General features: G+C 52.2%; 21 protein-coding genes and 2 pseudogenes. 21 read left to right on the top strand and 2 right to left on the bottom strand.

Translation table 11 applies throughout. The features are described from left to right. From DWZ82_RS11105 to DWZ82_RS11035, 15 genes and pseudogenes are all read left to right on the top strand, one after another. Positions 1 to 647 (top strand): DUF4368 domain-containing protein (locus tag DWZ82_RS11105; protein ID WP_243022940.1); only part of this gene is annotated, 647 nt, incomplete at its 5' end. Positions 648 to 738: 91 nt separating this feature from the next. Further along, a pseudogene (locus DWZ82_RS11100) lies at positions 739 to 825 on the top strand (Maff2 family mobile element protein); the annotation flags it as partial. Positions 826 to 894: 69 nt separating this feature from the next. Continuing rightward, positions 895 to 1764 (top strand): VirB6/TrbL-like conjugal transfer protein, CD1112 family, encoded by an 870-nt coding sequence (locus DWZ82_RS11095; protein WP_024724981.1) that lies wholly within the window; start codon positions 895 to 897, stop codon positions 1762 to 1764. Between the two features lie 20 nt (positions 1765 to 1784). Then, positions 1785 to 2240 carry a PrgI family protein gene (locus DWZ82_RS11090; RefSeq protein WP_118480854.1) on the top strand — a complete coding sequence of 152 codons (456 nt, stop codon included), beginning with the start codon at positions 1785 to 1787 and terminating at the stop codon, positions 2238 to 2240. Further along, positions 2197 to 4596 carry a VirB4-like conjugal transfer ATPase, CD1110 family gene (locus DWZ82_RS11085; RefSeq protein WP_118480852.1) on the top strand — a complete coding sequence of 800 codons (2400 nt, stop codon included), beginning with the start codon at positions 2197 to 2199 and terminating at the stop codon, positions 4594 to 4596. The genes DWZ82_RS11090 and DWZ82_RS11085 overlap by 44 nt, the downstream gene beginning before the upstream one ends. A 2-nt stretch (positions 4597 to 4598) precedes the next feature. Continuing rightward, positions 4599 to 4973 carry a DUF3851 family protein gene (locus DWZ82_RS11080; RefSeq protein WP_002569211.1) on the top strand — a complete coding sequence of 125 codons (375 nt, stop codon included), beginning with the start codon at positions 4599 to 4601 and terminating at the stop codon, positions 4971 to 4973. After that, positions 4966 to 6702: a C40 family peptidase gene (locus DWZ82_RS11075; RefSeq protein WP_118480850.1), complete on the top strand. Its 1737-nt coding sequence runs from the start codon at positions 4966 to 4968 to the stop codon at positions 6700 to 6702. Before DWZ82_RS11080 ends, DWZ82_RS11075 begins: the two co-directional genes overlap by 8 nt. 29 nt (positions 6703 to 6731) lie before the next feature. Further along, entirely contained in the window at positions 6732 to 6983 is a 252-nt protein-coding gene (locus DWZ82_RS11070; protein ID WP_118480848.1) for a DUF4315 family protein, read from the top strand. Then, the gene (locus DWZ82_RS11065; protein WP_009298983.1) at positions 6973 to 7725 is read left to right on the top strand and encodes a DUF4366 domain-containing protein; all 753 of its coding nucleotides are present in this window, start codon (positions 6973 to 6975) and stop codon (positions 7723 to 7725) included. Before DWZ82_RS11070 ends, DWZ82_RS11065 begins: the two co-directional genes overlap by 11 nt. Before the next feature lie 150 nt (positions 7726 to 7875). Then, on the top strand, positions 7876 to 8583 hold the full coding sequence (locus DWZ82_RS11055; protein WP_009298984.1) for a hypothetical protein: 708 nt from the start codon (positions 7876 to 7878) through the stop codon (positions 8581 to 8583). Next, positions 8564 to 10663, top strand: a complete 2100-nt coding sequence (locus tag DWZ82_RS11050; RefSeq protein WP_199667473.1) for a type IA DNA topoisomerase — start codon at positions 8564 to 8566, stop codon at positions 10661 to 10663. The genes DWZ82_RS11055 and DWZ82_RS11050 overlap by 20 nt, the downstream gene beginning before the upstream one ends. Beyond that, on the top strand, positions 10660 to 10938 hold the full coding sequence (locus DWZ82_RS11045; protein WP_118480844.1) for an immunoglobulin: 279 nt from the start codon (positions 10660 to 10662) through the stop codon (positions 10936 to 10938). Before DWZ82_RS11050 ends, DWZ82_RS11045 begins: the two co-directional genes overlap by 4 nt. 6 nt (positions 10939 to 10944) lie before the next feature. Beyond that, a pseudogene (locus tag DWZ82_RS16110) lies at positions 10945 to 12672 on the top strand (LPD28 domain-containing protein); the annotation flags it as partial. A gap of 132 nt (positions 12673 to 12804) precedes the next feature. Beyond that, entirely contained in the window at positions 12805 to 14313 is a 1509-nt protein-coding gene (locus DWZ82_RS16105; protein WP_442861236.1) for a YodL domain-containing protein, read from the top strand. A 1-nt stretch (position 14314) separates the two neighbouring features. Further along, entirely contained in the window at positions 14315 to 14530 is a 216-nt protein-coding gene (locus DWZ82_RS11035; RefSeq protein WP_118480840.1) for a transposon-transfer assisting family protein, read from the top strand. Between the two features lie 95 nt (positions 14531 to 14625). On the opposite strand, the gene DWZ82_RS15685 is transcribed toward DWZ82_RS11035, so the two are convergent. Further along, a complete protein-coding gene (locus DWZ82_RS15685; protein ID WP_243022939.1) occupies positions 14626 to 15393 on the bottom strand; it encodes a hypothetical protein in 768 nt (255 codons plus the stop codon). On the opposite strand from DWZ82_RS15685, the gene DWZ82_RS15680 reads away from it, so the two are divergent. The 6 genes from DWZ82_RS15680 to DWZ82_RS11005 all read left to right on the top strand — a co-directional run bounded on the left by DWZ82_RS15680 (position 15380) and on the right by DWZ82_RS11005 (position 25308). Next, positions 15380 to 15736: a TnpV protein gene (locus DWZ82_RS15680; protein ID WP_226906289.1), complete on the top strand. Its 357-nt coding sequence runs from the start codon at positions 15380 to 15382 to the stop codon at positions 15734 to 15736. The two genes, DWZ82_RS15685 and DWZ82_RS15680, sit on opposite strands and share 14 nt — an antisense overlap. Before the next feature lie 152 nt (positions 15737 to 15888). After that, entirely contained in the window at positions 15889 to 23397 is a 7509-nt protein-coding gene (locus tag DWZ82_RS11030) for an SNF2-related protein (RefSeq protein WP_442861234.1), read from the top strand. A 1-nt stretch (position 23398) separates the two neighbouring features. Further along, positions 23399 to 24217, top strand: coding sequence for a DUF3849 domain-containing protein (locus DWZ82_RS11025; protein ID WP_118480836.1), 819 nt, complete (start codon positions 23399 to 23401; stop codon positions 24215 to 24217). Beyond that, entirely contained in the window at positions 24214 to 24558 is a 345-nt protein-coding gene (locus DWZ82_RS11020; RefSeq protein ID WP_425518628.1) for a plasmid mobilization protein, read from the top strand. The genes DWZ82_RS11025 and DWZ82_RS11020 overlap by 4 nt, the downstream gene beginning before the upstream one ends. A gap of 151 nt (positions 24559 to 24709) precedes the next feature. Continuing rightward, a complete protein-coding gene (locus tag DWZ82_RS11010) occupies positions 24710 to 25012 on the top strand; it encodes a hypothetical protein (protein WP_009272651.1) in 303 nt (100 codons plus the stop codon). Continuing rightward, positions 25009 to 25308, top strand: coding sequence for a CD1845 family protein (locus tag DWZ82_RS11005; protein ID WP_097770128.1), 300 nt, complete (start codon positions 25009 to 25011; stop codon positions 25306 to 25308). Before DWZ82_RS11010 ends, DWZ82_RS11005 begins: the two co-directional genes overlap by 4 nt. 74 nt (positions 25309 to 25382) lie before the next feature. Here the strand turns inward: DWZ82_RS11005 and DWZ82_RS11000 are convergent, their stop codons facing one another. Continuing rightward, positions 25383 to 26795, bottom strand: coding sequence for an ATP-binding protein (locus tag DWZ82_RS11000; RefSeq protein ID WP_118480832.1), 1413 nt, complete (start codon positions 26793 to 26795; stop codon positions 25383 to 25385). Positions 26796 to 26826: the final 31 nt, after the last annotated feature.

Here is a 26826-nt window from a genome sequence, read left to right as displayed (position 1 = left end):
AGTGTGGGAAGTCGCTGACGATACGCTACACAAATGCAAAACATCCCCAGCGGATTTACTCCTGCAAGACCTACAATGCCTTTGGAAAGAACCACTGCACCCAGCACCGGATTGATTATGACACCCTTTACAGCCATGTGCTGCGGAAAATCCGGGAATGTGCCAGAGCTGCCCTGATGGACGGGGAAGCGGTTGCCGACCGCCTGACCAATACCTGTGAAGCCGAGCAGCGGGAACAGCGGGAAGCAATGGAACGCTCCCTTACAAGGGACGAGGAACGGATTGAGGTTCTGGACAAAATGGTCATGCGGCTTTATGAGGATATGATTGCAGGGCGTATCAGTGAGCAGAATTTCAACACCATGCTGGAAAAGACACAGACCGAGCAGACGGAGCTTAAAACAAAAGTGTCCGAGGGCAGAAAGCGGCTGTCCGATGAAGTCCAGCTTGCCAATGATGCAAAACAATGGGTGGAAGCCATTCAGGAATACGCCAACATCACAGAGCTGGACGCAGCCACCCTCAACCGCTTAATCAAAGAAATCGTTGTGCATGAGCGCATTGACGAAGATAAAACAAGACACATTTCTATCGAAATTCATTTTAATCTCAAACCCATCCCGGAGGTGGAACAGGTCACTGCCTGACCTGTCCCGCCGGGACGGTTCTCTTAACAACACCATATAGATTTTTTGTACGCCGCCGCCCGCCATCGAGCAGAGTTTTTACACCTAATTGGGGATGAAACAGCTCATGGCCGGTGCTGGTGTAGCCGTGGTAGGCATGGTCCTTGTACCTCTGCTCTCCGGGCTTTTCTCTGTCTAAGCGTCTCCGTATGAAATCCTTGCCGCTCCCGCAGTTTTGCGGGGGCGGCGGAAAGGAGGTTGACACCGTATGGATTTCTTACTTGAAGCCCTGACAAATTGGCTGAAAGAAATGCTGGTGGGCGGCATTATGAGCAACCTTTCGGGGATGTTTGACAGTGTAAACCAGCAGGTCGCGGATATATCCGTACAGGTAGGCCAGACCCCACAGGGATGGAATGGCAGTATTTTCAGCATGATTGAGAATCTGTCCAACTCCATCATGGTGCCGATTGCAGGCGTGATCCTGGCTATCGTGATGACCGTAGACCTGATCCAGATGATCGCAGACAAGAACAACCTGCATGATGTGGACACCTGGATGATTTTCAAGTGGGTGTTCAAATCAGCCGCTGCCATCCTCATTGTCACAAATACATGGAATATCGTGATGGGCGTCTTTGATATGGCGCAGAGCGTAGTGGCGCAGGCGGCAGGGGTTATCAATTCGGATGCGTCCATTGACATTTCCTCAGTTATGACCGATCTGGAACCGAGGCTGATGGAAATGGATCTGGGACCGCTGTTCGGACTGTGGTTCCAATCCCTCTTTATTGGCATTACTATGTGGGCGTTATATATCTGTATCTTTATCGTTATTTATGGCCGTATGATCGAAATCTACCTTGTGACTTCGGTGGCTCCCGTTCCAATGGCTGCAATGATGGGTAAAGAATGGGGCGGTATGGGCCAGAATTACCTCCGATCCCTGCTGGCGCTGGGCTTTCAGGCGTTTCTCATTATCGTCTGCGTGGCAATTTATGCTGTGCTGGTGCAGAACATCGCTCTGGAAGATGACATCATCATGGCAATCTGGAGCTGCGTGGGCTACACCGTACTGCTATGTTTTACGCTGTTCAAAACCGGCAGTCTCGCCAAATCAGTCTTTCAGGCGCACTAAAACGGAAGGAGGTTTCCACATTGGCTTATGTACCCGTACCCAAGGACTTAACAAAAGTCAAAACAAAGATCATGTTCAATCTGACCAAGCGGCAGCTTATCTGCTTCACGGGCGGATCGCTTATTGGCGTACCGCTTTTCCTTTTGCTCAGAAAACCTACCGGAAACAGTGTAGCGGCTATGTGTATGATGCTGGTTATGCTGCCCTTCTTTATGCTGGCTATGTACGAAAAGCATGGACAGCCCCTTGAAAAGATCGTGGGCAACATTCTCAAAGTAGCTGTGATCCGTCCCAAGCAGCGTCCCTACCAGACCAATAACTTTTATGCCGTATTAAAGCGGCAGGAAATGCTCGATAAGGAGGTGTATGACATTGTTCACCGCAATAAAAAAATGGCTGCATCGGATGTTCGGGAAAACCGAGGAAAAAACTGTGCAGCCGGTAAAGACAAAGAAAAAGCTGTCCCGCGCCGATAAGAAGCAGATCGACGCGGCCATTGTCCGCGCCAACCGCACGGACAAAAAAGGAAAATCTGCGCAGGACAGTATCCCTTATGAACGGATGTGGCCGGACGGAATCTGCCGCATATCGGACAGCCACTACACAAAGACCATTCAGTTTCAGGACATCAACTATCAGCTCTCCCAAAATGAAGATAAGACCGCAATCTTTGAGGGCTGGTGTGATTTCCTCAATTATTTCGACAGCTCGATTCACTTCCAGCTGTCTTTTTTGAACCTTGCTGCATCGGAGGAGACATTTGCCAACTCCATTTCCATCCCGCCCCAGGGGGATGACTTTGACAGTATCCGTGAGGAATACACCACGATGCTGCAAAATCAGCTGGCCAGAGGGAACAACGGTCTCATCAAGACCAAATACCTGACCTTTGGTATCGACGCTGACAGCATCAAAGCCGCCAAGCCCCGTCTGGAGCGTATTGAGACTGATATACTCAATAACTTCAAGCGTCTTGGCGTAGCCGCCAGAACACTGGACGGTAAGGAAAGGCTTTCCCAGCTTCATGCGGTATTTCACATGGATGAACAGCTCCCGTTTCAGTTTGAATGGGACTGGCTGGCTCCTTCCGGCCTATCTACCAAGGACTTCATCGCACCAAGCTCCTTTGAGTTCCGCACCGGTAAGCAGTTCCGTATGGGCAAGAAATACGGGGCTGTTTCTTTTTTGCAGATCCTTGCACCGGAGCTGAATGACCGTCTGCTGGCTGATTTTCTGGATATGGAAAGCTCGCTCATTGTGAGTATGCACATTCAGTCGGTGAATCAGGTGAAAGCCATCAAAACGGTAAAGCGCAAGATTACCGACCTGGACCGCAGTAAGATCGAGGAACAGAAAAAAGCAGTCCGTGCCGGATACGACATGGACATCATTCCCTCTGACCTTGCCACCTATGGCAGCGAAGCCAAAAAACTGTTGCAGGATTTGCAGAGCCGAAACGAGAGAATGTTCCTGGTCTCCTTTTTGGTGTTGAACACAGCGGACAATCCCCGTCAGCTTGGCAACAACATCTTTCAGGCAGGCTCTATTGCCCAGAAGTATAACTGCCAGCTGACCAGACTGGACTTCCAGCAGGAAGAAGGGCTGATGAGCTGTCTGCCTCTGGGACTCAATCAGATCGAGATCCAGCGAGGGCTGACCACCAGTTCTACGGCTATCTTTGTACCATTCACCACACAGGAACTGTTCCAGAACGGCAAAGAAGCCCTGTACTACGGCATCAACGCCCTGTCCAACAACCTCATCATGGTGGATCGAAAGCTGCTGAAAAACCCCAACGGCTTGATTTTGGGTACGCCGGGTTCCGGTAAGTCCTTCAGCGCAAAACGAGAAATCGCCAACTGCTTTTTGCTTACCAATGATGATGTCATCATCTGTGACCCGGAAGCGGAGTACGCACCTCTTGTTGAGCGTCTGCATGGGCAGGTCATCAAGATCTCGCCTACCTCCACCAACTACATCAATCCGATGGACCTGAACCTGGACTACTCGGATGATGAAAGCCCGCTGTCCCTCAAATCTGATTTTATCCTCAGCTTGTGTGAGCTGATCGTGGGCGGTAAGGAGGGCTTACAGCCGGTGCAGAAAACCATCATTGACCGCTGTGTGCGTCTGGTCTATCAGACTTACCTCAATGACCCGCGCCCGGAGAATATGCCGATTTTGGAGGACCTTTATAACCTGTTGCGGGAACAGGAGGAAAAGGAAGCCCAGTATATCGCTACGGCCCTTGAAATCTATGTAACCGGCTCCCTCAATGTGTTCAATCACCAGAGCAATGTGGACATCAACAACCGCATTGTCTGCTATGACATTAAGGAGCTGGGCAAGCAGCTGAAAAAGATCGGTATGCTGGTGGTGCAGGACCAGGTGTGGAACCGCGTTACCATTAACCGTGCCGCCCACAAGTCCACCCGTTACTACATCGACGAGATGCACCTGCTCCTTAAAGAGGAACAGACCGCCGCCTATACGGTGGAAATCTGGAAGCGATTCCGTAAATGGGGTGGTATTCCGACAGGTATCACCCAGAATGTCAAAGACCTTTTGAGCAGCCGCGAGGTAGAGAACATCTTTGAAAACTCCGACTTCGTGTATATGCTCAACCAGGCAGGCGGAGACCGTCAGATACTTGCCAAGCAGCTGGGCATTTCCACACACCAGCTTAGCTATGTGACCCACTCCGGTGAGGGCGAGGGCCTGCTGTTCTATGGCTCCACGATCCTGCCGTTTGTAGACCACTTCCCGAAGAACACCGAACTTTACCGTATTATGACCACCAAACCCCAGGAACTGAAAAAGGAGGATGAATAACTATGAAACAGAATATTTGCGAACTTGATACCATGATTTTTTTCCGTGAGGCATTGGAGGCTCACGAATTCATGTTGCTTCCGGTAATGGCCTCCGCTGTTGTTGAGTGTCGTACCGCTGACAAAGAACTCAAAACCTTGAATGAGGATGGCGAAATTGGTCTTGCCCGTCTCTTTTCGATTTGGGCGAATATGATGTGTGCCCCTGGTGCAGCAACCATTGTAGGGTGCAGACCTATCACAATGCTCTCTGAGATTCTGGCGCAAGTCCATGCGTATCTCACCGTGCATCCGCTATATGATCCGGAAGGTTTGGCCCTCTATGTGGAGCTGCACCACATGATGGATGCTATCCTAATGGGTGATTGGTTTGAATAAAGAGCCGCGCCTGCGCTTTACTGATGAGGAACGGGCTGACCCTGCACTGGAAAAGCCGATCCGCAAAACGGAGAAAGCTACGGCCAGAGCAGATAAGGCGCAGGCCAATATTCCAAAGAAAAAAGTCAGACAGACGGTCATTGACCCGGACACCGGGAAAAAGACCTCGAAGCTGACCTTTGAGGACAAGAAAAAACCACCTTCCAAACTTTCTCAAGGGGTTAAGGAAGCTCCCGTCCATCTGGTCGCGGGCAAGTTTCACAAAGAGATCCGGGAAACAGAACAGGACAATGTGGGTGTGGAAAGCGCCCACAAGTCCGAGGAGGCGGTGGAGACCAGCGCTTATCTGGTGCGGGAGGGCTATCGCAGCCACAAGCTGAAGCCGTACCGCAAAGCAGCCCAGGCCGAGCAGAAGCTGGAAAAGGCAAATGTAAATGCCCTGTACCAGAAGTCCCTACGGGAAAATCCTCAGTTTGCCAGCAACCCTCTCTCCCGCTGGCAGCAAAAACAGAGTATCAAAAAGCAGTATGCCGTCGCCAAGCGCACCGGTCAGACTGCCGGAAATACCGCCCAGGCTGCGTCCAAAACCGGAAAAGCCGCAAGGACGGTAAAAGAAAAGGCACAGCAGGCAGGGGCATTCGTCATGCGCCACAAGAAGGGCTTCCTGATGGCAGGGGTTTTGTTCCTCATCGTCTGTATGCTGATGAATACCATGTCCTCCTGCTCTATGATGGCACAGAGTATTGGTTCTGTAATTTCCGGCACTACCTATCCATCGGATGACCCGGAAATGCTGGCGGTGGAGGCAGATTATGCAGACAGAGAAGCTCGGTTGCAGGAGAAAATCGACAACATCGAAAGCAGCCACCCAGGGTATGACGAGTATCGCTATAACCTGGATATGATTGGCCATGACCCCCATGAGCTGGCGGCAGTTCTCTCTGCTGTCTTGCAAGGTTACACCCGGCAGAGCGCTCAGGCAGAGCTGGCGCGTGTGTTTGCAGCACAGTATCAGCTGACGCTTACTGAGGAAGTGGAGATTCGCTACCGCACGGAGACCTCCACCGACCCGGAGACCGGCGAGACCACCTCAGAAGAAGTCCCCTATGAGTATTACATTTTGAATGTGAAACTCACCAGCAAGCCCATTTCCGCTGTGGCGTCGGAGTTACTGACCCCGGAGCAGATGGAAATGTATCAGGTTTACCGGCAGACCATGGGCAATAAGCCGCTGTTGTTTGGCGGTGGTTCTCCCGATACAGGTGTTTCTGAAGATTTGACTGGTGTTGAATTTATCAATGGCTCCCGCCCCGGCAATCCGCAGCTGGTGGAACTGGCGAAAAGTCAGGTGGGCAATGTGGGAGGACAACCTTATTGGAGCTGGTACGGCTTTGACTCCCGTGTGGAATGGTGTGCCTGCTTTGTATCATGGTGCTATGGTCAATCCGGTCGAACGGAACCACGCTTTGCTGGTTGTCAGTCTCAGGGTGTTCCGTGGTTCCAGTCTCATGGACAGTGGGGCGCACGAGGATATGAAAACATTGCCCCCGGAGATGCAATTTTCTTTGACTGGGATTTGGATGGGACAGCAGACCATGTGGGTATTGTGATCGGTACGGATGGCAGCCGTGTTTATACCGTGGAGGGAAATTCCGGCGATGCCTGCAAGATCAAAAGTTATGACCTGAATTATCAAAGCATTAAGGGCTACGGCCTGATGAACTGGTAACAGAGATTTTTAAGAAGGAGTGATAGACGATGGCAAAGAACAAAATTGAGCGCATTGACCAGGAGATTACAAAGGTCCGCGAGAAGATCGCAGAGTACCAGGAAAAGCTCAAGGCGCTGGAAGCGCAGAAAACCGAGGCAGAAAATCTGGAGATCGTCCAGATGGTGCGCGCCCTGCGTATGACACCGACCCAGTTGAGCGCCATGCTGTCCGGCGGCACAGTTTCCGGCAGTATGGTGGATGACAACAACGAACAGGAGGAAAACAGCTATGAGGAATAAACGATTGCTCCGAACACTTTCCGCCCTTTGCCTGACGCTGGTTCTGGCATCGGGCTTTACTGTTCCCGCTTTTGCCCAGGGCGCAGCGCCGCCCCCGGCAGAGGATACCACCAATGACAGCAATGTGGTGGTGGAAGAAACGGAAAAAGCACCTCCGCTGACCCCGGATGGCAACGCCGCTCTGGTGGATGATTTTGGTGGCAACAAGCAGCTCATTACCGTTACCACCAAGGCAGGCAACTATTTTTATATCCTGATCGACAGGGCCAACGAAGATAAAAAGACTGCTGTTCACTTTCTGAACCAGGTGGATGAAGCGGACCTGATGGCACTGATGGAAGATGGAAAACCCAAAGAGGAGCCGCCTGCTGTGTGCAGCTGTTCGACAAAATGTGAAACAGGGACAGTCAATACGGCCTGCCCGGTCTGTGCAACCGATATGAGCAAATGTACGGGCAAAGCACCGGAACCTCCGGCAGAAACACCGGAGCCGGAAAAAGAGAAGCCTGCCGGACTGAACCCGGCTGCCCTGATCCTTCTGCTGGCTCTGCTGGGCGGCGGTGGCGTATTTGCCTACTTGAAGCTCGTTAAGAATAAGCCTAAGACCAAGGGCAATGACAGCCTGGACGATTATGATTATGGCGAGGAAGATTCCGAGGAATGGGAAACCGAAGATGAGGAAGTCCTTGAGGATGGTTTTGAGGGTTCTGACCCTAATGAGGAACGCGATAGAGCAGATTGAACTATTTGAGCGTAGCGTATTTCAAATCATTGCGGGATAAGGGACAGAGGACAGGGAGAAATTCCTGCCCTCTGCTGCTCTATTCACTCTCTTACTGTAAATCCACACCCAAAATCAGCAGCACATGGTCAAAGAAAGGAGGACCTCACAATGAACACCTGGAACTGGTTATTACACTTTCTGATTATTTTTGATCTGGTCGCCTTCGGAATTTACTTTGGAGGAGACATTCTTTTCACTGCTATCAGCAAAGTTCAAAAAAAGTCAAAGAAGGACGATGACTTGGATCTTTATGATTTTGAAATTGAGACCGCACCCCAAAAGCGCTCTTTATGTGTGGACTCAATCCGAATGCTTTATTCTGGTGAGATAGATGAATTTGTGGAAAAGGAGCTGTTGCTTGATGCAGCGGAGACCATGAACGCTTTATCTGAAGCTGAAAAAACAGCCGTTAGCCTGTTACTAAAAGCTTATATCGGTTTTTTGAGCGAAGAAGCAACGGTAGATGAACAAAGTTTTCCCATGGTTAAGGAACTGTTGTCTTATACACAGGGCAGCAAAGAAGATGGTGAAAAAGATGCCATAGATTGTCTGATGGAAGATACGGTCAGCAGAACCCACAGACATCGAGAATATTACAACAATTATCAACGCTATCAACTGATGCAGGTGGATAAAGAGCGTGTGATTATGGCCTGCAATATCATAATCAATGATTTGATTGGCAGGTTGTACCGATATGATTATCGCTTTGGCTATGACATTACACTTGCCTCAGAACACAGCATTGCAAAAAAACTGTCTGATAATTGGCAGAATGAATGGGAGGTTGAAGATTATGAAGCTGGTGATTGCTGAAAAACCATCGGTTGCACAAAGTCTGTCGGTGGTGATTGGTGCAACCGCCCGTAAGGACGGGTATCTGGAGGGCAGCGGCTGGCGTGTCAGCTGGTGCGTGGGCCATCTGGCCGGGCTTGCGGATGCAGACAGTTATGACCCCAAGTACGCCAAGTGGCGATATGATGACCTGCCTATTCTGCCGGAGCATTGGCAGATGGTAGTGGGAAAGGATAAGAAAAAGCAGTTTGATATTCTCAAAAAGCTGATGAACGCCCCGGATGTGACGGAGGTAGTAAATGCCTGTGATGCCGGACGCGAGGGCGAGCTGATCTTCCGCAGCGTCTACGAGCTGGCAGGCTGCCAAAAGCCCATGAAACGCCTCTGGATTTCTTCGATGGAGGACTCCGCCATAAGGGAAGGCTTTGCAAACCTGCGCCCCGGTGCGGACTATGACGGGCTTCGGGATGCTGCTCTCTGCCGTGCCAAGGCCGACTGGCTGGTGGGGATCAATGCCACAAGGCTGTTTTCCGTGCTGTACCACCGCACCCTCAATATCGGGCGCGTGATGTCCCCAACGCTGGCGCTCATTGTCCAGCGAGAAGCTGAGATCGACACCTTTAAGCCAGTTCCCTTTTATACCGTGGCACTGGAGCTACCCGGTCTTACCGTATCCGGGGAGCGCATGGCGGATAAGGCTGCTGCCGAGCAGCTGAAAGAAGTCTGCCAGGGTGCAGCTGTCACAATCAAAAAGGTGGAGTGCAAGGAAAAGTCCGAAAAGCCGCCTGCCCTCTATGACCTGACTACTCTGCAAAGAGATGCCAACCGCCTGCTTGGATTTACAGCCCAGCAGACCCTGGACTATCTGCAAAGCCTGTATGAAAAGAAGCTCTGCACCTATCCCCGTACTGACAGCCGCTATCTGACCGGCGATATGGCAGACAGCCTGCCGGTGCTGGTGAATCTGGTTGCCAATGCTATGCCGTTTCGCAAAGGGATCGCCATTACCTGTGACTCCCATGCGGTCATCAACGATAAGAAAGTAACCGACCACCACGCAGTAATTCCCACCCGAAATCTCAAGGATGCAGACCTTTCTGCCCTTCCTGCGGGAGAAAAAGCAGTGCTGGAGCTGGTGGCCCTGCGTCTGCTGTGCGCCGTGGCCCAGCCCCATATCTATTCGGAAACCGTTGTGATTGCAGCGTGTGCCGGTGGGAAATTTACCGCCAAAGGAAAAACGGTGAGGCACCCCGGATGGAAAGCACTGGAGGACGCTTACCGTGCCAAAACGAAGGATGCAGAGCCGAAAAAAGAGGGTGCAGAGAAAGCCCTGCCGGAGCTGACTGAAGGACAGACCCTTTCGGTTTCTGCGGCAATCGTCAAAGAAGGCAAAAGCAGTCCGCCCCAGCACTTTACGGAGGACACCCTGTTGTCCGCGATGGAGACTGCCGGAAAAGAGGATATGCCGGAGGATGCCGAGCGAAAAGGTCTGGGGACACCGGCCACCCGTGCCGGTATTTTGGAAAAGCTGGTATCTGCCGGTTTTCTGGAACGAAAAAAGAGCAGGAAAACGGTGCAGCTTCTTCCTTCCCACGATGCAGTTTCCCTGATCACCGTTCTGCCGGAACAACTGCAATCGCCGCTTCTGACTGCCGAGTGGGAGTACCGACTGGGCGAGATCGAGCGCGGGCAGCTTGCCCCAGAGGAGTTTCTGGACGGGATCAGCACCATGCTGAAAGATCTGGTGGGGACTTATCAGGTCATCAAGGGAACTGAGTACCTGTTCACTCCGCCCCGTGAGGTGGTGGGCAAATGCCCTCGCTGCGGCGGTGAAGTTGCAGAACTGCAAAAAGGCTTCTTCTGTCAGAATGATTCTTGCAAATTTGCAATCTGGAAAAACAACAAATGGTGGGCTGCCAAGAAAAAACAGCCGACCAAAGCTGTGGTGTCTGCGCTGCTGAACGATGGCTGTGTCCGTGTGACGGGGCTATATTCGGAGAAAACAGGCAAGACCTACGATGCCACTGTGGTTTTGGAGGACGATGGACAGTATGCCAACTTCAAGCTGGAATTTGACCAGCGGAAAGGAGGCAGCCGATGAAGCTCTCTTTAGTGGAACGGGAAACCATTCTCCTCTATAACCAGGCAGAACCAATGGCTGAGGTCTACACCCACGATCCCCGTCTGATGGAGAAGCTGGAACTGCTGGCAAAAAAGCACCCCGACCAGATCACCCGAAAGGACGCCCATAACTTTGCTGTCCCCAAGCGGTGTGTATCAGTCCGGGAGCCATACAGCGCCGAGCGTCGCAAAGCTGCCAGTGAGCGTGCGAAAGCTGCCGGATACCAGCCCCCTGTGAGAAAGTCCGGCAGTTAAAGACACATGGCAGAGAATGTATTTGAAGCGGTCAAGCAGTCGGTCAGCACCAGAGAAGCGGCAGAGTTTTACGGGATAAAAGTCAGTCGAACTGGCATGGCCTGCTGTCCTTTTCACGATGATAAAAACCCCAGCATGAAGGTAGACCAGCGATTCCACTGCTTTGGCTGCGGTGAAGATGGGGATGTGATCGACTTTACCGCAAAGCTCTTTGACCTCTCCCCAAAAGAAGCGGCGGAGAAACTGGCACAGGACTTTGGCCTGATCTATGACAGTCAGGCCCCTCCCCGTAGGAGATATGTCCGGCAGAAAACAGAGGCACAAAAGTTTCGGGAGGACCGGCAGCGGTGTTATCGCGTACTGTCCGATTACTACTATCTGCTGAAAAAATGGGAGGCCGACAATTCTCCCCGGACACCGGAGGAAGAACCGCACCCCCGTTTTGTGGAAGCAATCCAGAAGAAAGCCTATGTAGAGTACCTGCTGGACCTTTTTCTTTATGAAAGTGAAGAAGAACAAAAGGCATGGATTGCAGAACACACAGCAGAAATCACACATTTGGAAAGGAGATTGAAAATCATGGCTGAGAACAAACCCACCAACCGAGAGCGGCTAAGGGAAATCACAGATGGCATCGAGCAGGGGATCAAGGAACTGTTTGAGAGTGAAAAGTATATGCGCTATCTGTCCGTCATGTCCCGCTTCCACCGCTATTCGGTAAACAACACCATGCTCATCTATATGCAGAAGCCGGACGCTACATTGGTAGCCGGATACAATAAGTGGAAAGACCAGTTTGAGCGTCATGTAAAAAAGGGCGAGCATGGCATTACCATCATTGCTCCCACACCATATAAGAAGAAAATCGAGGAGCAGAAACTGGACCCGGATACCAAGGCTCCGATTTTGGATAAAGACGGAAAGATCGTCACAGAGGAAAAAGAAATCGAGATCCCCATGTTTCGCCCGGTCAAGGTCTTTGATGTGAGCCAGACCGACGGGAAACCTTTGCCTGAGCTTGCTTCCTCCCTTTCCGGCAATGTGCCAAATTATGAGGCATTCATGGAGGCTCTGCGCCGCAGTGCGCCGGTGCCGATCACTTTTGAAGCAATGGCCGCCGATACGGACGGCTATTTTTCTGCCGATCATCAGAAAATCGCCATTCGTCAGGGCATGAGTGAGGTGCAGACGGTTTCGGCCACAGTACACGAGATTGCCCACAGCAAGCTCCACAATCAGAAAAAGATTCAGATTGCCAATGACGAGCAATATCAGGAGATCGAGCTGTTTGATAAACCCGGTCTGTTCTCCAATGGGCGGATTGTCCGTGATAATCTGCCGGAGGGCGTTTATTGCTATGACCTGCGCGGTTCTGACTACGACCCCGGAGAGCCGGTCTGTGTAGAAGAACAAGTGGTTGTAAACCATGCAGGTTCCGTTCTGCTGACAGAGCCGCTGGAGCTGGCGGAAGATGGACGCCTGATGCTGACCGAGGAAGAAGGGATGAATTTTGTTGGCGGCTTTTCTACCCTCACCCAGTTTTTGCAAGAACAGAGGAAAGACCGCCACACGGAGGAAGTGGAGGCTGAAAGCATCTCCTATGCAGTCTGCAAATATTTTGGCATCGAGACCGGAGAAAACAGCTTCGGCTATATTGCCAGCTGGAGTCAGGGCAAGGAACTGAAAGAGCTGAGAGCCAGTTTGGAGACCATCAATAAGACCTCCGGCACTTTGATCTCTGACATTGAGCGCCACTATAAGGAAATCTGCAAAGAGCGCGGAATCGACCCTCATGCAAAGGCAGAGCCGGAAACCGCCCTGATAGAGCAGCCAACCAGCAATCTGACTTACTATGTAGCAGAGTGCATGGAATTTCCAAACCTCGGAGAATACCACGATAACTTGTCTTTGGAGGAAGCAATCCGCATTTATCAGGAGATTCCAGCAGAACGAATGAACGGGATCAAGGGCATTGGTTTTGAGCTGAAAGACGGAAGCGACTATGAAGGACCTTTTCCGATTTTGACCGGCCAGACCATTGACCTGGACACCATCCAGGCAATCGACTATTACCGTGATAATCCTCTGGTGCAAAAAGCGGTAAAGGAACTGGCTGCGGCAATGCCGGAAATGGAAGTGCTGGGGGCGGACGCCAACCAGCAGGAGGCTTTGTTTCTGATCGACAATGCCACCTATCTTCATATCCAGTCCTGTGACAGCGGCTGGGACTACACTCTTTACGATGCTGCGTCCATGAAAGAGCTGGATGGCGGTCAGCTGGATATGCCGGAGCTTTCCCGCAAAAATGCAGTTCTCCAGATTTGTGATGACAACAATCTGGACAGCACTTCGCTCAGACGCGCTCCCTTGTCTATGGTTGAGACCTTGCAGGAAGCTGCTTATGAGCAGATGCAGGCAGAGGCAAGTCAGATGACCGCTTCTGCCCAGCTGCCGGAGGCACAGGAGCAGGCGCTGGATGAATACCCCATGCCTGATGAGCAGGTCTCCACACCGGATATGCAGGAATACGGCTACTTCTATGATGGGATGCTCCCTGTCACCAGAGAACGGGCGCTGGAACTGGATGCCGCCGGTTTGACTGTCTATGTGCTGCATGAGGACAATACGGAGAGCATGGTGTTTGATCCGCAGGAAATCATGGATCATGGCGGTCTTTTCGGTGTGGACCATGAGGAATGGGAGAAAAGCCCTCAGTTCCACGAAAAGGTCATGGAGCGTCAGGAACATCAGCAGGAACGCGAACAGGCATTTCTCTCTCAGAACAGAGATTGCTTTGCCATCTATCAGGTGAGCCGTGACGATCCGCAGAATGTGCGCTTTATGAATCTGGATTGGTTAAAGTCCCATGACATTTCCATAGACCGCAGCAATTATGATCTCATTTACACTGCTCCGATGAGGGAGTCTGGCACTGTGCCGGAGCAGCTGGAAAAACTATATGAGCAGTTTAATCTGCAAAAACCGGCGGATTTTCACAGTCCTTCTATGAGTGTCAGTGACATCGTTGCGATCAAGCAGGATGGTAAGGTATCCTGTCATTACTGCGACAGCGTTGGTTTTACCCAGATCCCCGGATTCCTGCCAGAAAACCCGCTGAAAAATGCGGAGATGGCCATGGAGGACGATTACGGCATGATCGACGGTATCATCAACAATGGCGCAAAAGAGCCTACGGTGGCAGAGCTGGAACAGCGGGCCCGCAGCGGTCAGTCCATTTCCCTCATGGATTTGGCTGCCGCTGCCCATCGGGAGGAACGGGAAAAGAAAAAGTCCGTCATGGAGCAGCTGAAAGGCCAGCCCAAGGCAGAACACAAAAAGACAGCGCCCAAAAAGAGTGCGGAAAGGGAGATTTGATATGGGAAATTTTACTTTTGAGGAAATGAACCTGATGTGCATTTACAATACCGGCAGCCGCACCGGATTGATCGACAGCCTGCGTGAGATGTGCGGCGAGCTATCACCGGAGGAAACGGAACTGCGTGAACTGACCGACAGCGCCCTTACGAAGCTCTGTGCGATGACCGATGAGGACTTTGCCCAGCTGGAGCTGTACCCGGATTTTGACCAGTAAACACCATAACCGCAGGGATGGGGTGGCAATTTGCCACCCCATCTTTTACCCCAAAACCGAAAGGAGGACAGAACACTATGCCAACCAAAGCTGAACTATATGCACAGATGGCGGAGAAGGTGACAACGCAGCTCACGGGGAGCTGGCAGGAATGGGCAGGGTTTCTCACTACTGCTTCCCGCCTTTACAAGTACCCGTTCCATGAGCAGCTGATGATCTATGCCCAGCGACCGGACGCTACCGCCTGTGCAGAGTACGATTTGTGGAATGAAAAGATGGGCCGGTATGTAAGGCGCGGCTCCAAGGGAATCGCTCTGGTGGACGATTCCGGGGACAGGCCCCGCCTGCGTTATGTCTTTGATATTTCCGACACCGGAACCCGTGAACATTCCCGCACTCCCTGGCTGTGGCAGCTGGAGGAGCGCCATCTGGATTCCGTGCAGGCCATGTTTGAGCGCACCTATGATGTTTCCGGTGATGACCTTGCCGGACAGCTCACCGAGGTAGCCGGAAAACTGGCTGAGGAATACTGGACGGAGCATCAGCAGGACTTCTTCTATATCGTTGACGGTTCCTTTTTGGAGGAATATGATGAGTTTAACATCGGAGTACAGTTCAAGGCAGCAGCCACCGTCAGCATCACTTACGCTTTGATGTCCCGCTGCGGACTGGAGCCGGAACGCTACTTCGACCACGAAGATTTCATGGCAATCTTTGATTTCAATACCCCGTCCACCATCGGGGCGCTGGGAACAGCGGTCAGCCAGATCAACCAGCAGGTGCTGCGGCAGATCGGCGTTACCGTCCGAAATGCAGAGCGCGAAGCCAACCAAGAAAGGAGCAAACAAGATGAACAATCCCATGACCTATATCCAGAACGGAGACTATCAGATTCCCGACCTGAAGCTGAGCCAGCAGCCGGAGAAACCCCTGGGCAAGTACGGCAGGATGAGGAAAACCTACCTGAAGGAACATCGTCCCATCCTCTACAACCAGATGCTGCTGAGCGAGAAGCTGTACCCGCACCTTCTGGAGATCGACGAGACCGCCCAGAGCAGACTGGAACAGATGATGCCCCAGCTGGCGAAGGAAGCGGGAGCCACCGAGGAACTGAAAGCCAGCGATCCCATGAAGTGGGTGGGGCTGATGAACACCTGCAAAGCCCAGGCAGAGGAAATCCTGATGGCGGAGCTTATCAACAGCTGACCCTAAACCTGTTCCTCTCCGAAGCGGAACAGATCCAATCCATAGATGAAGCAGAGAATGTAGCGCATACATCCTCTGCTTTTTCTTTTGCCCAAAATGACATCGACCATGTGCTGCGTTTGGGAGGCAATACAGACCGTCAGAGGGAGCGTGTGGTTGCAGCATTTGAAAAGCAGAAAACCACCGCTGAGATTGCCGAGATACTGAAAACGCTGTACAACGGCGGCAATGGCCTTGGCAGTGTGAGCGCATGGTATGCCGAGGATGGTATCCATCTTTCCCACGGAAAGTCTGTCCGTTATGACAGGTCTGCCCAGGTCATTTCCTGGGAGAGCGCCGCAGAGCGTATCGGGGAGCTTTTGGAGAGCGGTCAGTTTGCCTCCAATGTGGAGCTTGCAGAAGCGGCGGGCTATGAACGATCTCTCCTTGCCACAAAGTTCTGGAACCTGTATCACGATCTCAGTGAGGACGCCAGAGAAGCAGGATATTTGTCTTGCCTGTCAGAAATCAGAGGCAATGGGTTCCCGGAGGAGACCCGCCGCCTGACGGAGCAGCTGAATGACCCGGCTTTCCGTCAGACACTCAAGGAAGAATACGCCGCCTTCTGGACTTCCTATCAGCAGGATCGTGACCTGTTGCGCTTTCATTACCATAGGCTAAGGGAAATCTGGGAGAACCTGAAAGACCTTGACCTGCCCCGCAGGACTTTTTCTTCGGACCTTTCCCAAGTGCCAACCGTTCAGCACTTCATTACCGAGGATGAGATCGACGCCGCTATGACCGGCGGCAGCAGTTTCGCCGGAGGAAAAGGCCGTATCTATGCGTTCTTCATGGCAAACCATACGGATAAGGAGAAAGTGAGATTCCTCAAAGCCGAGTATGGCATTGGCGGACGCTCTCATGCCTTGTCCGGTGCAACACACAGCGGCGAAGATCACGATGGGAAAGGACTGCACTATAAAAAGCAGGACTGCCCGGATGTTCACTTGAACTGGGAAAAGGTTGTCAAGCGCATTACCTCTCTTGTTCAGAAAGGCCGCTATCTTACTGAACAGGAACAGACGCAGTATGACAAAATCCAAGCTGAAAAGGAACTGGCAGAAGAAGATGCCATCCAAGCCCAGCAGCCGGAGATGGAAGAAGAAACGCCAAAGCCTATCCTTCGGGAGCAGTTTGAGCAGTATAAGCCTGTGGTGACTGCCGTTATTTCCGAGGATGCCGCATACCGCAATGCCTGCGGGCATTCTGACCGTGAAAATGCTGTCATCGAGGGCAATGCCGCTGTGCGCCGTGCGGTTCTTGGTTCTAAGGATATGGAGCTGATCCGACTCTATTCGGATGTGCCGGAGTTCCGTCAGCGTTTACACCGGGAAGTGATCGACGAGACCTATCCAAAGCTCCATGAGCTTCTGCGCCCTCTTTCTCAGGAAGATATTGATACTGCCCTTTGTGCATGGAACGGCAATATCGAGAGTAAACACGCTGTTGTCCGCTATATGAAAGACCATGCAAGAGAAAAAGATACCGCCGCATGGCTGGCTCAGGAATACGGCGGCAGTAACAGCAACAGCCTGTTCGTTGTCCGTGCCGGCAGCCCGGAGGAAACGCAGCTGCCCTGGCCGAAGGTACAGCGCCGGATTGCCCAGCTCATTCAGGAGGACCGGTTCTATACCGAAGAAGAACAGAACCGTTTTGACGACATCGACCCAATCGCCATCCGGGAAGCTCTGGAAGAAAGAGGGATCGTCAACGGCCAGGTGGCAGACCCGGAAAAACTGGACAATGATCCGTTTATCCAACAGGTGATGTCGGATGTAGAGCAGATCGCAGCTGCTGAGACAGAGCAGACTTCCGAAGTTGCTATTTCCGATGAGGAATATGATGCAGTTCGCCGCCCAACTCCGCAAAGAACATCCTATGACCCTGCTGCCCCGGTCTATGCCGTGGGCGATACCGTGTATATCGAGGATGACGCCTATCAGATCACCGAGCTACGGGAGGACACCGTACAGCTTCTGCCCACCGGGATGGTATATCCCATCTACCGGGCAGAGCGCAAAGAACAGTTCGAGCAGCTGCTTCGGGCAGACCGCCGCAATGCTTACTATACCGAGTTTCTTCCTATTGCCCCGGACAAGGCAGATCAGGACTTACGGGATGTATTGGCTCATGGACTGATGGATGAAGCGGATAAAAAGCAGATTTCCACGCTGCTGCAATCCGGCAGGAGTAACAGCGAGATCGCCTACTGGTTGAGCAGAGCCTATTCCGGTGAGATCGAGACACTGAATCTGGAGACCGGCGATATTGCCGATTACCGTACCACGGCACAGGGCATAGAACTGGAAGTCATGGATGCAGAGGAAAAGCGTCTGGCTGTGCTGTATTTCCGCTGGGATGAGGTTGCACCTTTGCTGCGCGGACTGTACGCCCGTCAGCAGGACGGTTTGGGACAGGAACAGCCCCAACCGGCTACCGAATCCCCGACCTTCCATTCCGAGACCATGGCCGTCTATCCGGGCGATAAGAACAATCTGCCTTATGATGTGGTGGTGGAACGACTGCATATCGAGGAGCCGGAGCCGCCAGCCCCTGTGACAGAGCCGGAGAAAACCTTTGAGGAAGTGCTGGACGAACACCCGGTTTCCATTCAGGTCAATGGCCAGTGGCAGACCTTTCCCAATGCCAAAGCTGCCGAGGAAGCCTCCTATGAGGAATACAAGGCTAACCTGCGCCGCAATGCACAGAACTTCCGCATTACTGATGAGCATTTGGGCGAAGGCGGTCCGAAAGCCAAGTTCCAGGCAAATGTCAATGCGATTCGTTTGCTGAAAGAGCTGGAAGCTGCCGGACAGCAGGCAAGCCCCGAACAGCAGGAGGTTCTTTCTCGATATGTGGGCTGGGGCGGTCTCTCTGATGCTTTTGACCCGGAGAAACCGGCATGGGTTTCCGAGTATGCCCAGCTGAAAGAACTGCTGACCCCGGAGGAATATGCCGCCGCCAGAAGCTCTACCCTCAACGCGCACTACACCAGTCCCACGGTAATCCGGGCCATCTATGAAGCGGTGGACCGCATGGGTTTTGAGACCGGCAACATCCTGGAGCCGTCCTGCGGTGTGGGCAACTTCTTCGGTATGCTGCCGGAGGAAATGAGAAACAGCCGTCTATACGGTGTGGAGCTGGACCCGATTTCCGGGCGCATCGCAAAGCAGCTCTATCCCAAGGCGGACATCACAGTAGGCGGTTTTGAGACCACTGATTGCCGAGACTTCTTTGATCTTGCCATCGGCAATGTGCCTTTTGGTCAGTATCAGGTCAACGACAAAGCCTACAACAAGTTAAACTTTAGTATTCACAACTACTTTTTCGCCAAAGCACTGGATCAGGTGCGTCCCGGCGGTGTGGTAGCTTTTGTGACCTCCCGCTATACCATGGACGCCAAGGATTCCACCGTGCGCCGTTATCTTGCCCAGCGTGCCGAGCTGCTGGGAGCGATCCGTCTGCCGAATGACGCGTTCAAAAAGAATGCCGGTGCCGAGGTGGTATCGGACATCATCTTCCTCCAAAAGCGGGACCGCCCGCTGGACATCGTGCCGGAATGGACCCAGACCGGACAGACGCAGGACGGCTTTGCCATCAACCGGTATTTTATCGACCACCCGGAAATGGTGCTGGGCAGACAGGAGCCGGTAAGCACTGCCCATGGCATGGACTACACCGTGAATCCCATTGAGGGGCTGGAGCTTGCCGATCAGCTGCATGATGCCGTGAAGTACATTCGCGGCACCTACCAGGAAGCCGAGCTGCCGGAGCTGGGTGAGGGCGAAGCCATCGACACCTCCATTCCCGCCGACCCCAATGTGAAAAATTACTCCTACACCGTTGTGGACGGCACTGTGTATTTCCGTGAAAACAGCCGCATGGTGCGCCCAGACCTGAACTCCACCGCCGAGGCCCGCGTGAAAGGGCTGGTGGGCCTGCGGGAATGTGTCCAGCAGCTCATTGATCTCCAAATGGACGCCGCCACACCGGACAGCGCCATTCAGGATAAACAGGCCGAACTGAACCGGCTCTATGACAGCTTTTCCGCAAAATATGGTCTTATCAATGACCGGGCGAACCGACTGGCCTTTGCCGATGATTCCAGCTACTATCTGCTCTGCGCGCTGGAAGTCATTGACGAGGACGGCAAGCTGGAGCGCAAGGCGGATATGTTCACCAAGCGCACCATCAAGCCACACAAGGCGGTGGACACCGTGGATACCGCCAGTGAAGCCCTTGCCGTCTCCATCGCGGAGAAAGCCTGTGTGGATATGGCGTATATGTCGGAGCTGACTGGCAAGACCAGCGACGAACTGGCCGGAGAGCTGCAAGGCGTAATCTTCCGTGTACCGGGACAGTTGGAGCAGGACGGAACGCCCCATTATGTGACTGCTGATGAATACCTCTCCGGCAATGTACGCCGCAAACTGCGTCAGGCGCAGCGGGCGGCACAGCAGGACCAGGTTTATGCAGTCAATGTGGAAGCCCTTACCGCCGCCCAGCCCAAAGACCTGGATGCGTCGGAGATCGAGGTGCGTCTGGGCGCTACCTGGATTGACAAGGAATATATCCAGCAGTTTATGTATGAGACCTTTAATACCCCGTTTTATCTCCAACGCAGTATCGAGGTCAACTATTCGTCCTTTACCGCTGAATGGCAGATCAAGGGGAAATCTTCTGTATCCTACAACGATGTGGCAGCTTATACCACCTACGGAACCAGCCGCGCCAACGCCTACAAGATTTTAGAGGACAGCCTGAACCTGCGGGATGTCCGTATCTATGACACCATAGAGGATGCAGACGGAAAAGAGCGCCGCGTGCTGAATGCCAAGGAGACCACCCTGGCGGCTCAAAAACAGCAGGCGATCCGGGAAGCCTTTAGGGACTGGATCTGGAGAGACCCGGAGCGCCGCCAGACTTTGGTGAGCCAGTACAACGAGGAAATGAACTCTACCCGTCCCCGTGAATATGATGGCAGCCACATCACTTTTGGAGGCATGAACCCGGCCATTACCCTGCGGGAACACCAGAAAAGCGCCATCGCCCATGTGCTGTATGGAGGAAATACCCTGTTGGCACATGAAGTAGGCGCAGGCAAAACTTTTGAGATGGTAGCTGCTTCGATGGAAGCCAAACGCCTGGGACTGTGCCAGAAATCTCTCTTTGTGGTTCCAAACCATCTGACAGAGCAGTGGGCGTCGGAGTTTCTGCGCCTCTATCCTTCCGCCAATATCTTAGTCACCACCAAAAAGGACTTTGAGACCCATAACCGAAAGAAGTTCTGCGCTCGTATTGCGACGGGTGATTATGATGCCATCATCATGGGACACAGCCAGTTTGAGCGTATCCCCATCAGCCGGGAGCGTCAGGAAAGGCTTCTCTATGAGCAGATCGACGAGATCACCGAGGGCATCGCAGAGGTGCAGGCCAGCGGCGGCGAGCGTTTTACCGTCAAGCAGCTGGAGCGTACCAGAAAGTCTCTGGAAGCCAGACTGGAAAAGCTGCAAGCCGAGGGGCGAAAAGACGATGTGGTAACCTTCGAGCAGCTGGGTGTGGACCGTTTGTTTGTGGACGAGGCCCACAACTATAAAAACCTGTTTCTATACACAAAAATGCGGAATGTGGCTGGTCTTTCCACATCGGACGCGCAGAAATCCTCCGATATGTTTGCCAAGTGCCGCTATATGGACGAGATCACCGGAAATCGTGGTGTGATCTTTGCCACCGGCACCCCGGTCAGCAACTCCATGACCGAGCTTTACACCATGCAGCGTTATCTTCAGTATGAACGCCTGCAAGAGCTGAACATGACCCACTTCGACTGCTGGGCTTCCCGATTTGGGGAGACCGTCACAGCATTGGAGCTGGCACCGGAAGGCACCGGCTACCGGGCAAGAACGAGATTCAGCAAGTTCTTTAACCTGCCGGAGCTGATGAACCTGTTCAAAGAAGTGGCGGACATTAAGACTGCCGACCAGCTGAATCTGCCTACCCCGGAAGTGGAATACCACAACATCGTGGCGCAGCCTACCGAACATCAGCAGGAAATGGTCAAGGCCCTTTCGGAGCGCGCATCGCTGGTACACAGCGGAACCGTTGACCCGTCCCAGGACAATATGCTCAAGATTACCTCGGATGGCCGCAAGCTGGGGCTGGACCAGAGGATCGTCAACCAGATGCTGCCGGACGAACCCGGAACAAAGGTCAATCAATGCGTAGAGAACATCATGCAGATCTGGCGGGATGGCGAGGCTGATAAATTAACCCAGCTGGTGTTCTGTGATATTTCTACCCCGCAGGCAAAAGCTCCTGCAAGCAAGGCGGCGAAAACGCTGGATAATCCACTGCTTCACGCACTGGAAGGTGCCGTGCCTCTGCCGGAGCAGGAACCGGCCTTTACGGTGTATGACGATATTCGTCAGAAGCTCATTGCCCAGGGGATGCCTGCCGACCAGATCGCTTTTATCCATGAAGCCAATACCGAGGTGCGGAAAAAGGAGCTGTTCTCCAAAGTCCGTACCGGTCAGGTGCGTGTGCTTATGGGCAGCACCGCCAAGATGGGCGCAGGCACCAATGTGCAGGACCGTCTGGTGGCACTTCATGACCTGGACTGTCCGTGGAGACCGGGAGACCTTGCCCAGCGCAAGGGCCGTATCGAGCGCCAGGGCAACCAGAATCCCCTTGTCCATGTGTACCGCTATGTGACCGAGGGAACTTTCGACGCATACCTCTGGCAGACAGTGGAGAATAAGCAGAAATTCATCAGCCAGATCATGACTTCTAAATCGCCGGTGCGCTCCTGCGATGATGTGGATGAAACGGCGCTTTCCTTTGCCGAGATCAAGGCTCTGTGCGCCGGAGACCCCCGTATCAAAGAGCGTATGGATCTGGATGTGGAGGTATCCCGCCTGAAGCTGATGAAAGCCGACCACCAGAGTAAGCAGTACCGCTTGGAGGATCAGTTGCTCAAATATTTCCCGGAGGAGATTGAAAAGCACAAGGGCTTTATCAAGGGCTTTGAATCTGACCTGGAGGTTTTGGCAGCTCACCCGCACCCGGAGGACGGCTTTGCCGGTATGGAGATTCGTGGAGATCTGCTGACCGATAAGGAGAACGCCGGTGCAGCCCTTTTGGATGCCTGCAAGGAGGTCAAAACCTCCGATCCGGTGCAGATCGGCAGCTACCGGGGTTATGCCATGTCCGTGGAATTTTCCGCTTGGAAACAGGAGTATACGCTCCTGCTGAAAGGACAGATGACCCACCGGGCAACCCTTGGTACAGACCCTCGCGGAAATCTTACTCGTATCGACAATGCCCTCGCTCAGATGTCCCAGCGTCTGGAGGCGGCAAAGGCCCAGCTGGATAACCTCTATCAGCAGCAGGCTGCCGCAAAGGAGGAAGTCGGAAAGCCATTCCTTTATGAAGAAGAACTGAGAAGCAAAAACGCCCGTCTGGTGGAGTTGGATACCCTGCTCAACATCGACGGAAAGGGGCAGGCACACACCGAGTCTGTTGTTGCCAAAAGCACACGGACTTCGGTGCTGGATAACCTAAAACGACCGGTGCAACCCCGCAGTACAGACAAGAAACCAAAACAGCATGAGGAGGTGCGATAACATGAATACTAACGATCTGAATACAGCCCTTTATGAAAAGATGGCTGCCGGACAGGATAAGTTCCGGGACTGGCTGAAAAGCCAGCCCCCGGAAGAAATCCTGCACCACACCTATGAATATACTGTCCGTGAGGATATTGTGATGGCGATGGAGGAGCTGGAGCTGACCGACGCCCAGGCCAAGGCACTTTTGGAATCTCCCTCTCCATTGGCGGATGTGTACCGCTATTTTGAAAAGCTGGAGACCGGCTATATGGGTGTAATCCGGGACAGCATTGAAAGCCGTGCCGATGATGTATGCAGAGCCAAAGAGGAACTGCGAACAACACCGGTCTATCCCCACTCTGCCGCCTATGCGAGAGAACATGGGGAGCTGGAGCAGTACCGGGCTTCCAACAATGCAAATCTCCAATGCAAGGAGTCCATTGAAGCGGCGGTGCGGGAACACTTCGACGGAATGTATCTCAGTCACGATGCGGCAAAGGGTGTGATCGAGACCTATGGCATGGAGCGTGTATCTATGGTTCTCTCTAACACGATCCAGCTTCAGGACTGGGATGGGCGCTACTCCCGACGCAACAAAGAATGGGCCAAGACCATTCCTAATGATAATCCCGAAACCGTCCGTTGTGGTTATGCCTTAAACAGCCACCCTGCTGTGCTGGATGGTTTTATTGATCTGGTGCGTGAAGAACAGCAGCGCAGCCGTACCCAGAGAGAAAAACTGGAACCGTCCCGTCCCTCAGTACGGGATAAGCTCAAACAGGAGCTGCCCGCCAATAAGTCTGCCGCCCCGAAAAAACGGGAGCTGGAGCGATAACCATGGCAAAGCGCAAGCGGGATGTGCCGGTTCTGTTTTGGGTGTCCGCAGAAGAACTGGAACTGATCCATCAAAAGATGCAGCAATACGGGACAGAGAATTTGAGCGCTTATCTGCGGAAAATGGCGCTGGATGGTTATGTGGTCAAGCTGGAACTGCCAGAGCTGAAGGAGTTGGTCTCCCTGATGCGCCGAAGCAGCAACAACTTGAACCAGCTGACCCGCAAAGTGCATGAGACCGGGCGGGTTTATAATGCTGACTTGGAGGATATATCCCAGCGGCAGGAACAACTGTGGGAGGGTGTGAAGGAAATCCTTACCCAACTCTCCAAACTTTCATAACAGGGATAGATACTCCATTTGCGGAGGGAGGAACGGCGTTTCTTCGCCGCACCTTCCTCCGCTTTTTCTTTTTGTCTGTATCCTTGTCTTTTGTCTGTCCGTACCGGATAATATGAGTAGAATAAGAAGCGTAGCAAAGGAGTGAAAACAGATGCTGACCTTTGAAAAGGTGCTGGAGATTTTTGCGGACTACCTGGCCGCAGACGAGACCATCGAAGTTTATATCAGCCGTCACGGATGTGTAAGGGTGGAATTTGACCAGGACTTTCACTATTGCACCGGCGAGGTGTGCCATACTCCCAAGGAACTGTTCGACCTCTTAGCCGATGATTACCGGACTTATCTGGAGATTGAACTGACCAAAGGAAAACGGGAAGTGACGGAAGATGATGAGAGAGAAGCGGATGCCTTGTGCAAACGGCATCTGGAGCGTTGGAAGGAGAAACTGGAATGAAGATTTTGAAATGCCTGCTGATGATCGTAACTGCACCGGTCTTTTTGGTGTTGACGCTTTTTGTCTGGCTCTGCACGGGGCTGATCTACATATCTGGTCTGGTGCTTGGTCTACTCAGCACGGTAATTGCTCTGCTTGGCGTGGCTGTGCTTATTACCTATTCCCCGCAGAATGGTGCGATTTTGCTGGTTATAGCTTTTTTGATTAGCCCGATGGGATTGCCGCTTGCGGCGATCTGGCTGTTGGGTAAGGTGCAGGATTTGAAATTGGCGATCCAGGATTGGATGTATGGGTAAATGATGTGAATATAATTTGGAATGAAAAAGAAGCAGGACAATGGGAGATGAGACCCAATGCCCTGCTTCTCTGTTTATTCGGAACGAACTGTAATATATTTTTGATTGCGACTTTTAGGTTTATCGGGAATAGTCATTTCTAATTGCCCGGATTCTAAAAGCGGATTGATATGTTTCAAAGTGAAGTTTCTTAAATCTTTGAAGCCGCAAAATACTGCAAGCTCTTTCTTGGATTTTGGTGTTGTGCAAAAAGCCAAAATCTGTTTGGATACCGTTGATAGTTCAATAACTTGGTGGGTAACTTGGTGGATAACTTGGTGGGCGTCACCCTCTAAGTTGTAGTTTACATTTTTCAAGATGACCCTGAAATCTGTTGCTGTTGAGGAAAATTCAGGCTTATATGCCGCTGTATATCCAGGTAGCTTTTCGGTTTCACTGACGATTTTGCGCAGACCACTTCCACGGCGTTCCATGTACTTCATGCGGTGGAACAGGTCAGCAATCACAGGGTTTCGCCGCATGGAACGGATACTGTAAATATCGTATTCCTGAATTGAGCCGCCGCCAAACATACCGCCCGGAGATGTGATTTCCACCCGATCATCAAACATATCAATGTGGACTTCGCTGCCAAGCACAATATAATCACGATGGATGAGAGCGTTGACAAGAGCCTCTGTTACAGCTCGTTCAGCATAATCCGGCTTGTCTACCCGATACTGAGCTTCTTTGACAAAACGGACTTTGGAATTATTGCGAATAAATTCACTGCCGCTTTTCAGTAAATAAATCAAATTCCCCTCGTATTCCTTATCGTCCAGCGCATCATCAAAGATAGAGCCTTTTTCCAAGCCATTCCACCGGGTACAGAACATACGGGAGTTATAAACTGTGTGCTGATCGGTCATGAGCTTTCCGGCATTGGTCAAAAACCCATTTTTGTCAGCCAAACCGAAGGAGACATAATCGGATGGCTCAAAGCGGAGACCAGTCCGTTCCAGATAGGTTGCTTCCAGAAGTGTAAAGCTGTAATCCTTTTTTACCGCGTCTGTTGTTAGGGTATCAAAGGACTGATTGGTTCCCTTTAAGATCAGTTCATTCACAATGTAATCAGGGGCAATTACGCTTTCATTTCCAACACGGATATATGCTTCCATCACTCCGTCTGCCTTGTAATAGTATGGGGTGCTGCGGCCAGGAGAAACCTCCAGAGCCAACAGGTTTTTACCATCTTCCTGCAATGGCTTTAAGATAAACTGCGGTAATGGTGTGATACGTTCTTTGATTAAGCGGCTGATCGCTTCAGCATCCTTTTGAACATCGGACAAGCCGATAGGCTCCCGGTCATCGGAGACTCCGAAAAACAGAGTGCCGCCAATTCCATTGGAAAAGGCACTGACACTTTTTAACCAGCTTTTTGGCTTTTTTATTTCGAGAGCAACTTTGAAATCACATTCGGTTGCTTCAGCAATGAGCTGTTCTATCATAAAATCCCTCCTTTGAGGTATTGGTAGTTTC

The organism is Butyricicoccus sp. AF35-5AC (assembly GCF_003477715.1).
In the GTDB taxonomy this organism is placed as follows: Bacteria; Bacillota; Clostridia; order Oscillospirales; family Butyricicoccaceae; genus Agathobaculum; species Agathobaculum butyriciproducens.
This window is presented reverse-complemented; position numbering and strand designations above follow the sequence as displayed.

Excerpts from the sequence above, each read along its gene's own strand:
- DWZ82_RS11095 (WP_024724981.1), top strand. The coding sequence starts at position 895 with ATGGATTTCTTACTTGAAGCCCTGACAAATTGGCTGAAAGAAATGCTG.
- DWZ82_RS11080 (WP_002569211.1), top strand. The coding sequence starts at position 4,599 with ATGAAACAGAATATTTGCGAACTTGATACCATGATTTTTTTCCGTGAG.
- DWZ82_RS11070 (WP_118480848.1), top strand. The coding sequence starts at position 6,732 with ATGGCAAAGAACAAAATTGAGCGCATTGACCAGGAGATTACAAAGGTC.
- DWZ82_RS11065 (WP_009298983.1), top strand. The coding sequence starts at position 6,973 with ATGAGGAATAAACGATTGCTCCGAACACTTTCCGCCCTTTGCCTGACG.
- DWZ82_RS11055 (WP_009298984.1), top strand. The coding sequence starts at position 7,876 with ATGAACACCTGGAACTGGTTATTACACTTTCTGATTATTTTTGATCTG.
- DWZ82_RS11050 (WP_199667473.1), top strand. The coding sequence starts at position 8,564 with ATGAAGCTGGTGATTGCTGAAAAACCATCGGTTGCACAAAGTCTGTCG.
- DWZ82_RS11045 (WP_118480844.1), top strand. The coding sequence starts at position 10,660 with ATGAAGCTCTCTTTAGTGGAACGGGAAACCATTCTCCTCTATAACCAG.
- DWZ82_RS16105 (WP_442861236.1), top strand. The coding sequence starts at position 12,805 with ATGGAATTTCCAAACCTCGGAGAATACCACGATAACTTGTCTTTGGAG.
- DWZ82_RS11035 (WP_118480840.1), top strand. The coding sequence starts at position 14,315 with ATGGGAAATTTTACTTTTGAGGAAATGAACCTGATGTGCATTTACAAT.
- DWZ82_RS15680 (WP_226906289.1), top strand. The coding sequence starts at position 15,380 with ATGAACAATCCCATGACCTATATCCAGAACGGAGACTATCAGATTCCC.
- DWZ82_RS15685 (WP_243022939.1), bottom strand. The coding sequence starts at position 15,393 with ATGGGATTGTTCATCTTGTTTGCTCCTTTCTTGGTTGGCTTCGCGCTC.
- DWZ82_RS11025 (WP_118480836.1), top strand. The coding sequence starts at position 23,399 with ATGAATACTAACGATCTGAATACAGCCCTTTATGAAAAGATGGCTGCC.
- DWZ82_RS11010 (WP_009272651.1), top strand. The coding sequence starts at position 24,710 with ATGCTGACCTTTGAAAAGGTGCTGGAGATTTTTGCGGACTACCTGGCC.
- DWZ82_RS11005 (WP_097770128.1), top strand. The coding sequence starts at position 25,009 with ATGAAGATTTTGAAATGCCTGCTGATGATCGTAACTGCACCGGTCTTT.
- DWZ82_RS11000 (WP_118480832.1), bottom strand. The coding sequence starts at position 26,795 with ATGATAGAACAGCTCATTGCTGAAGCAACCGAATGTGATTTCAAAGTT.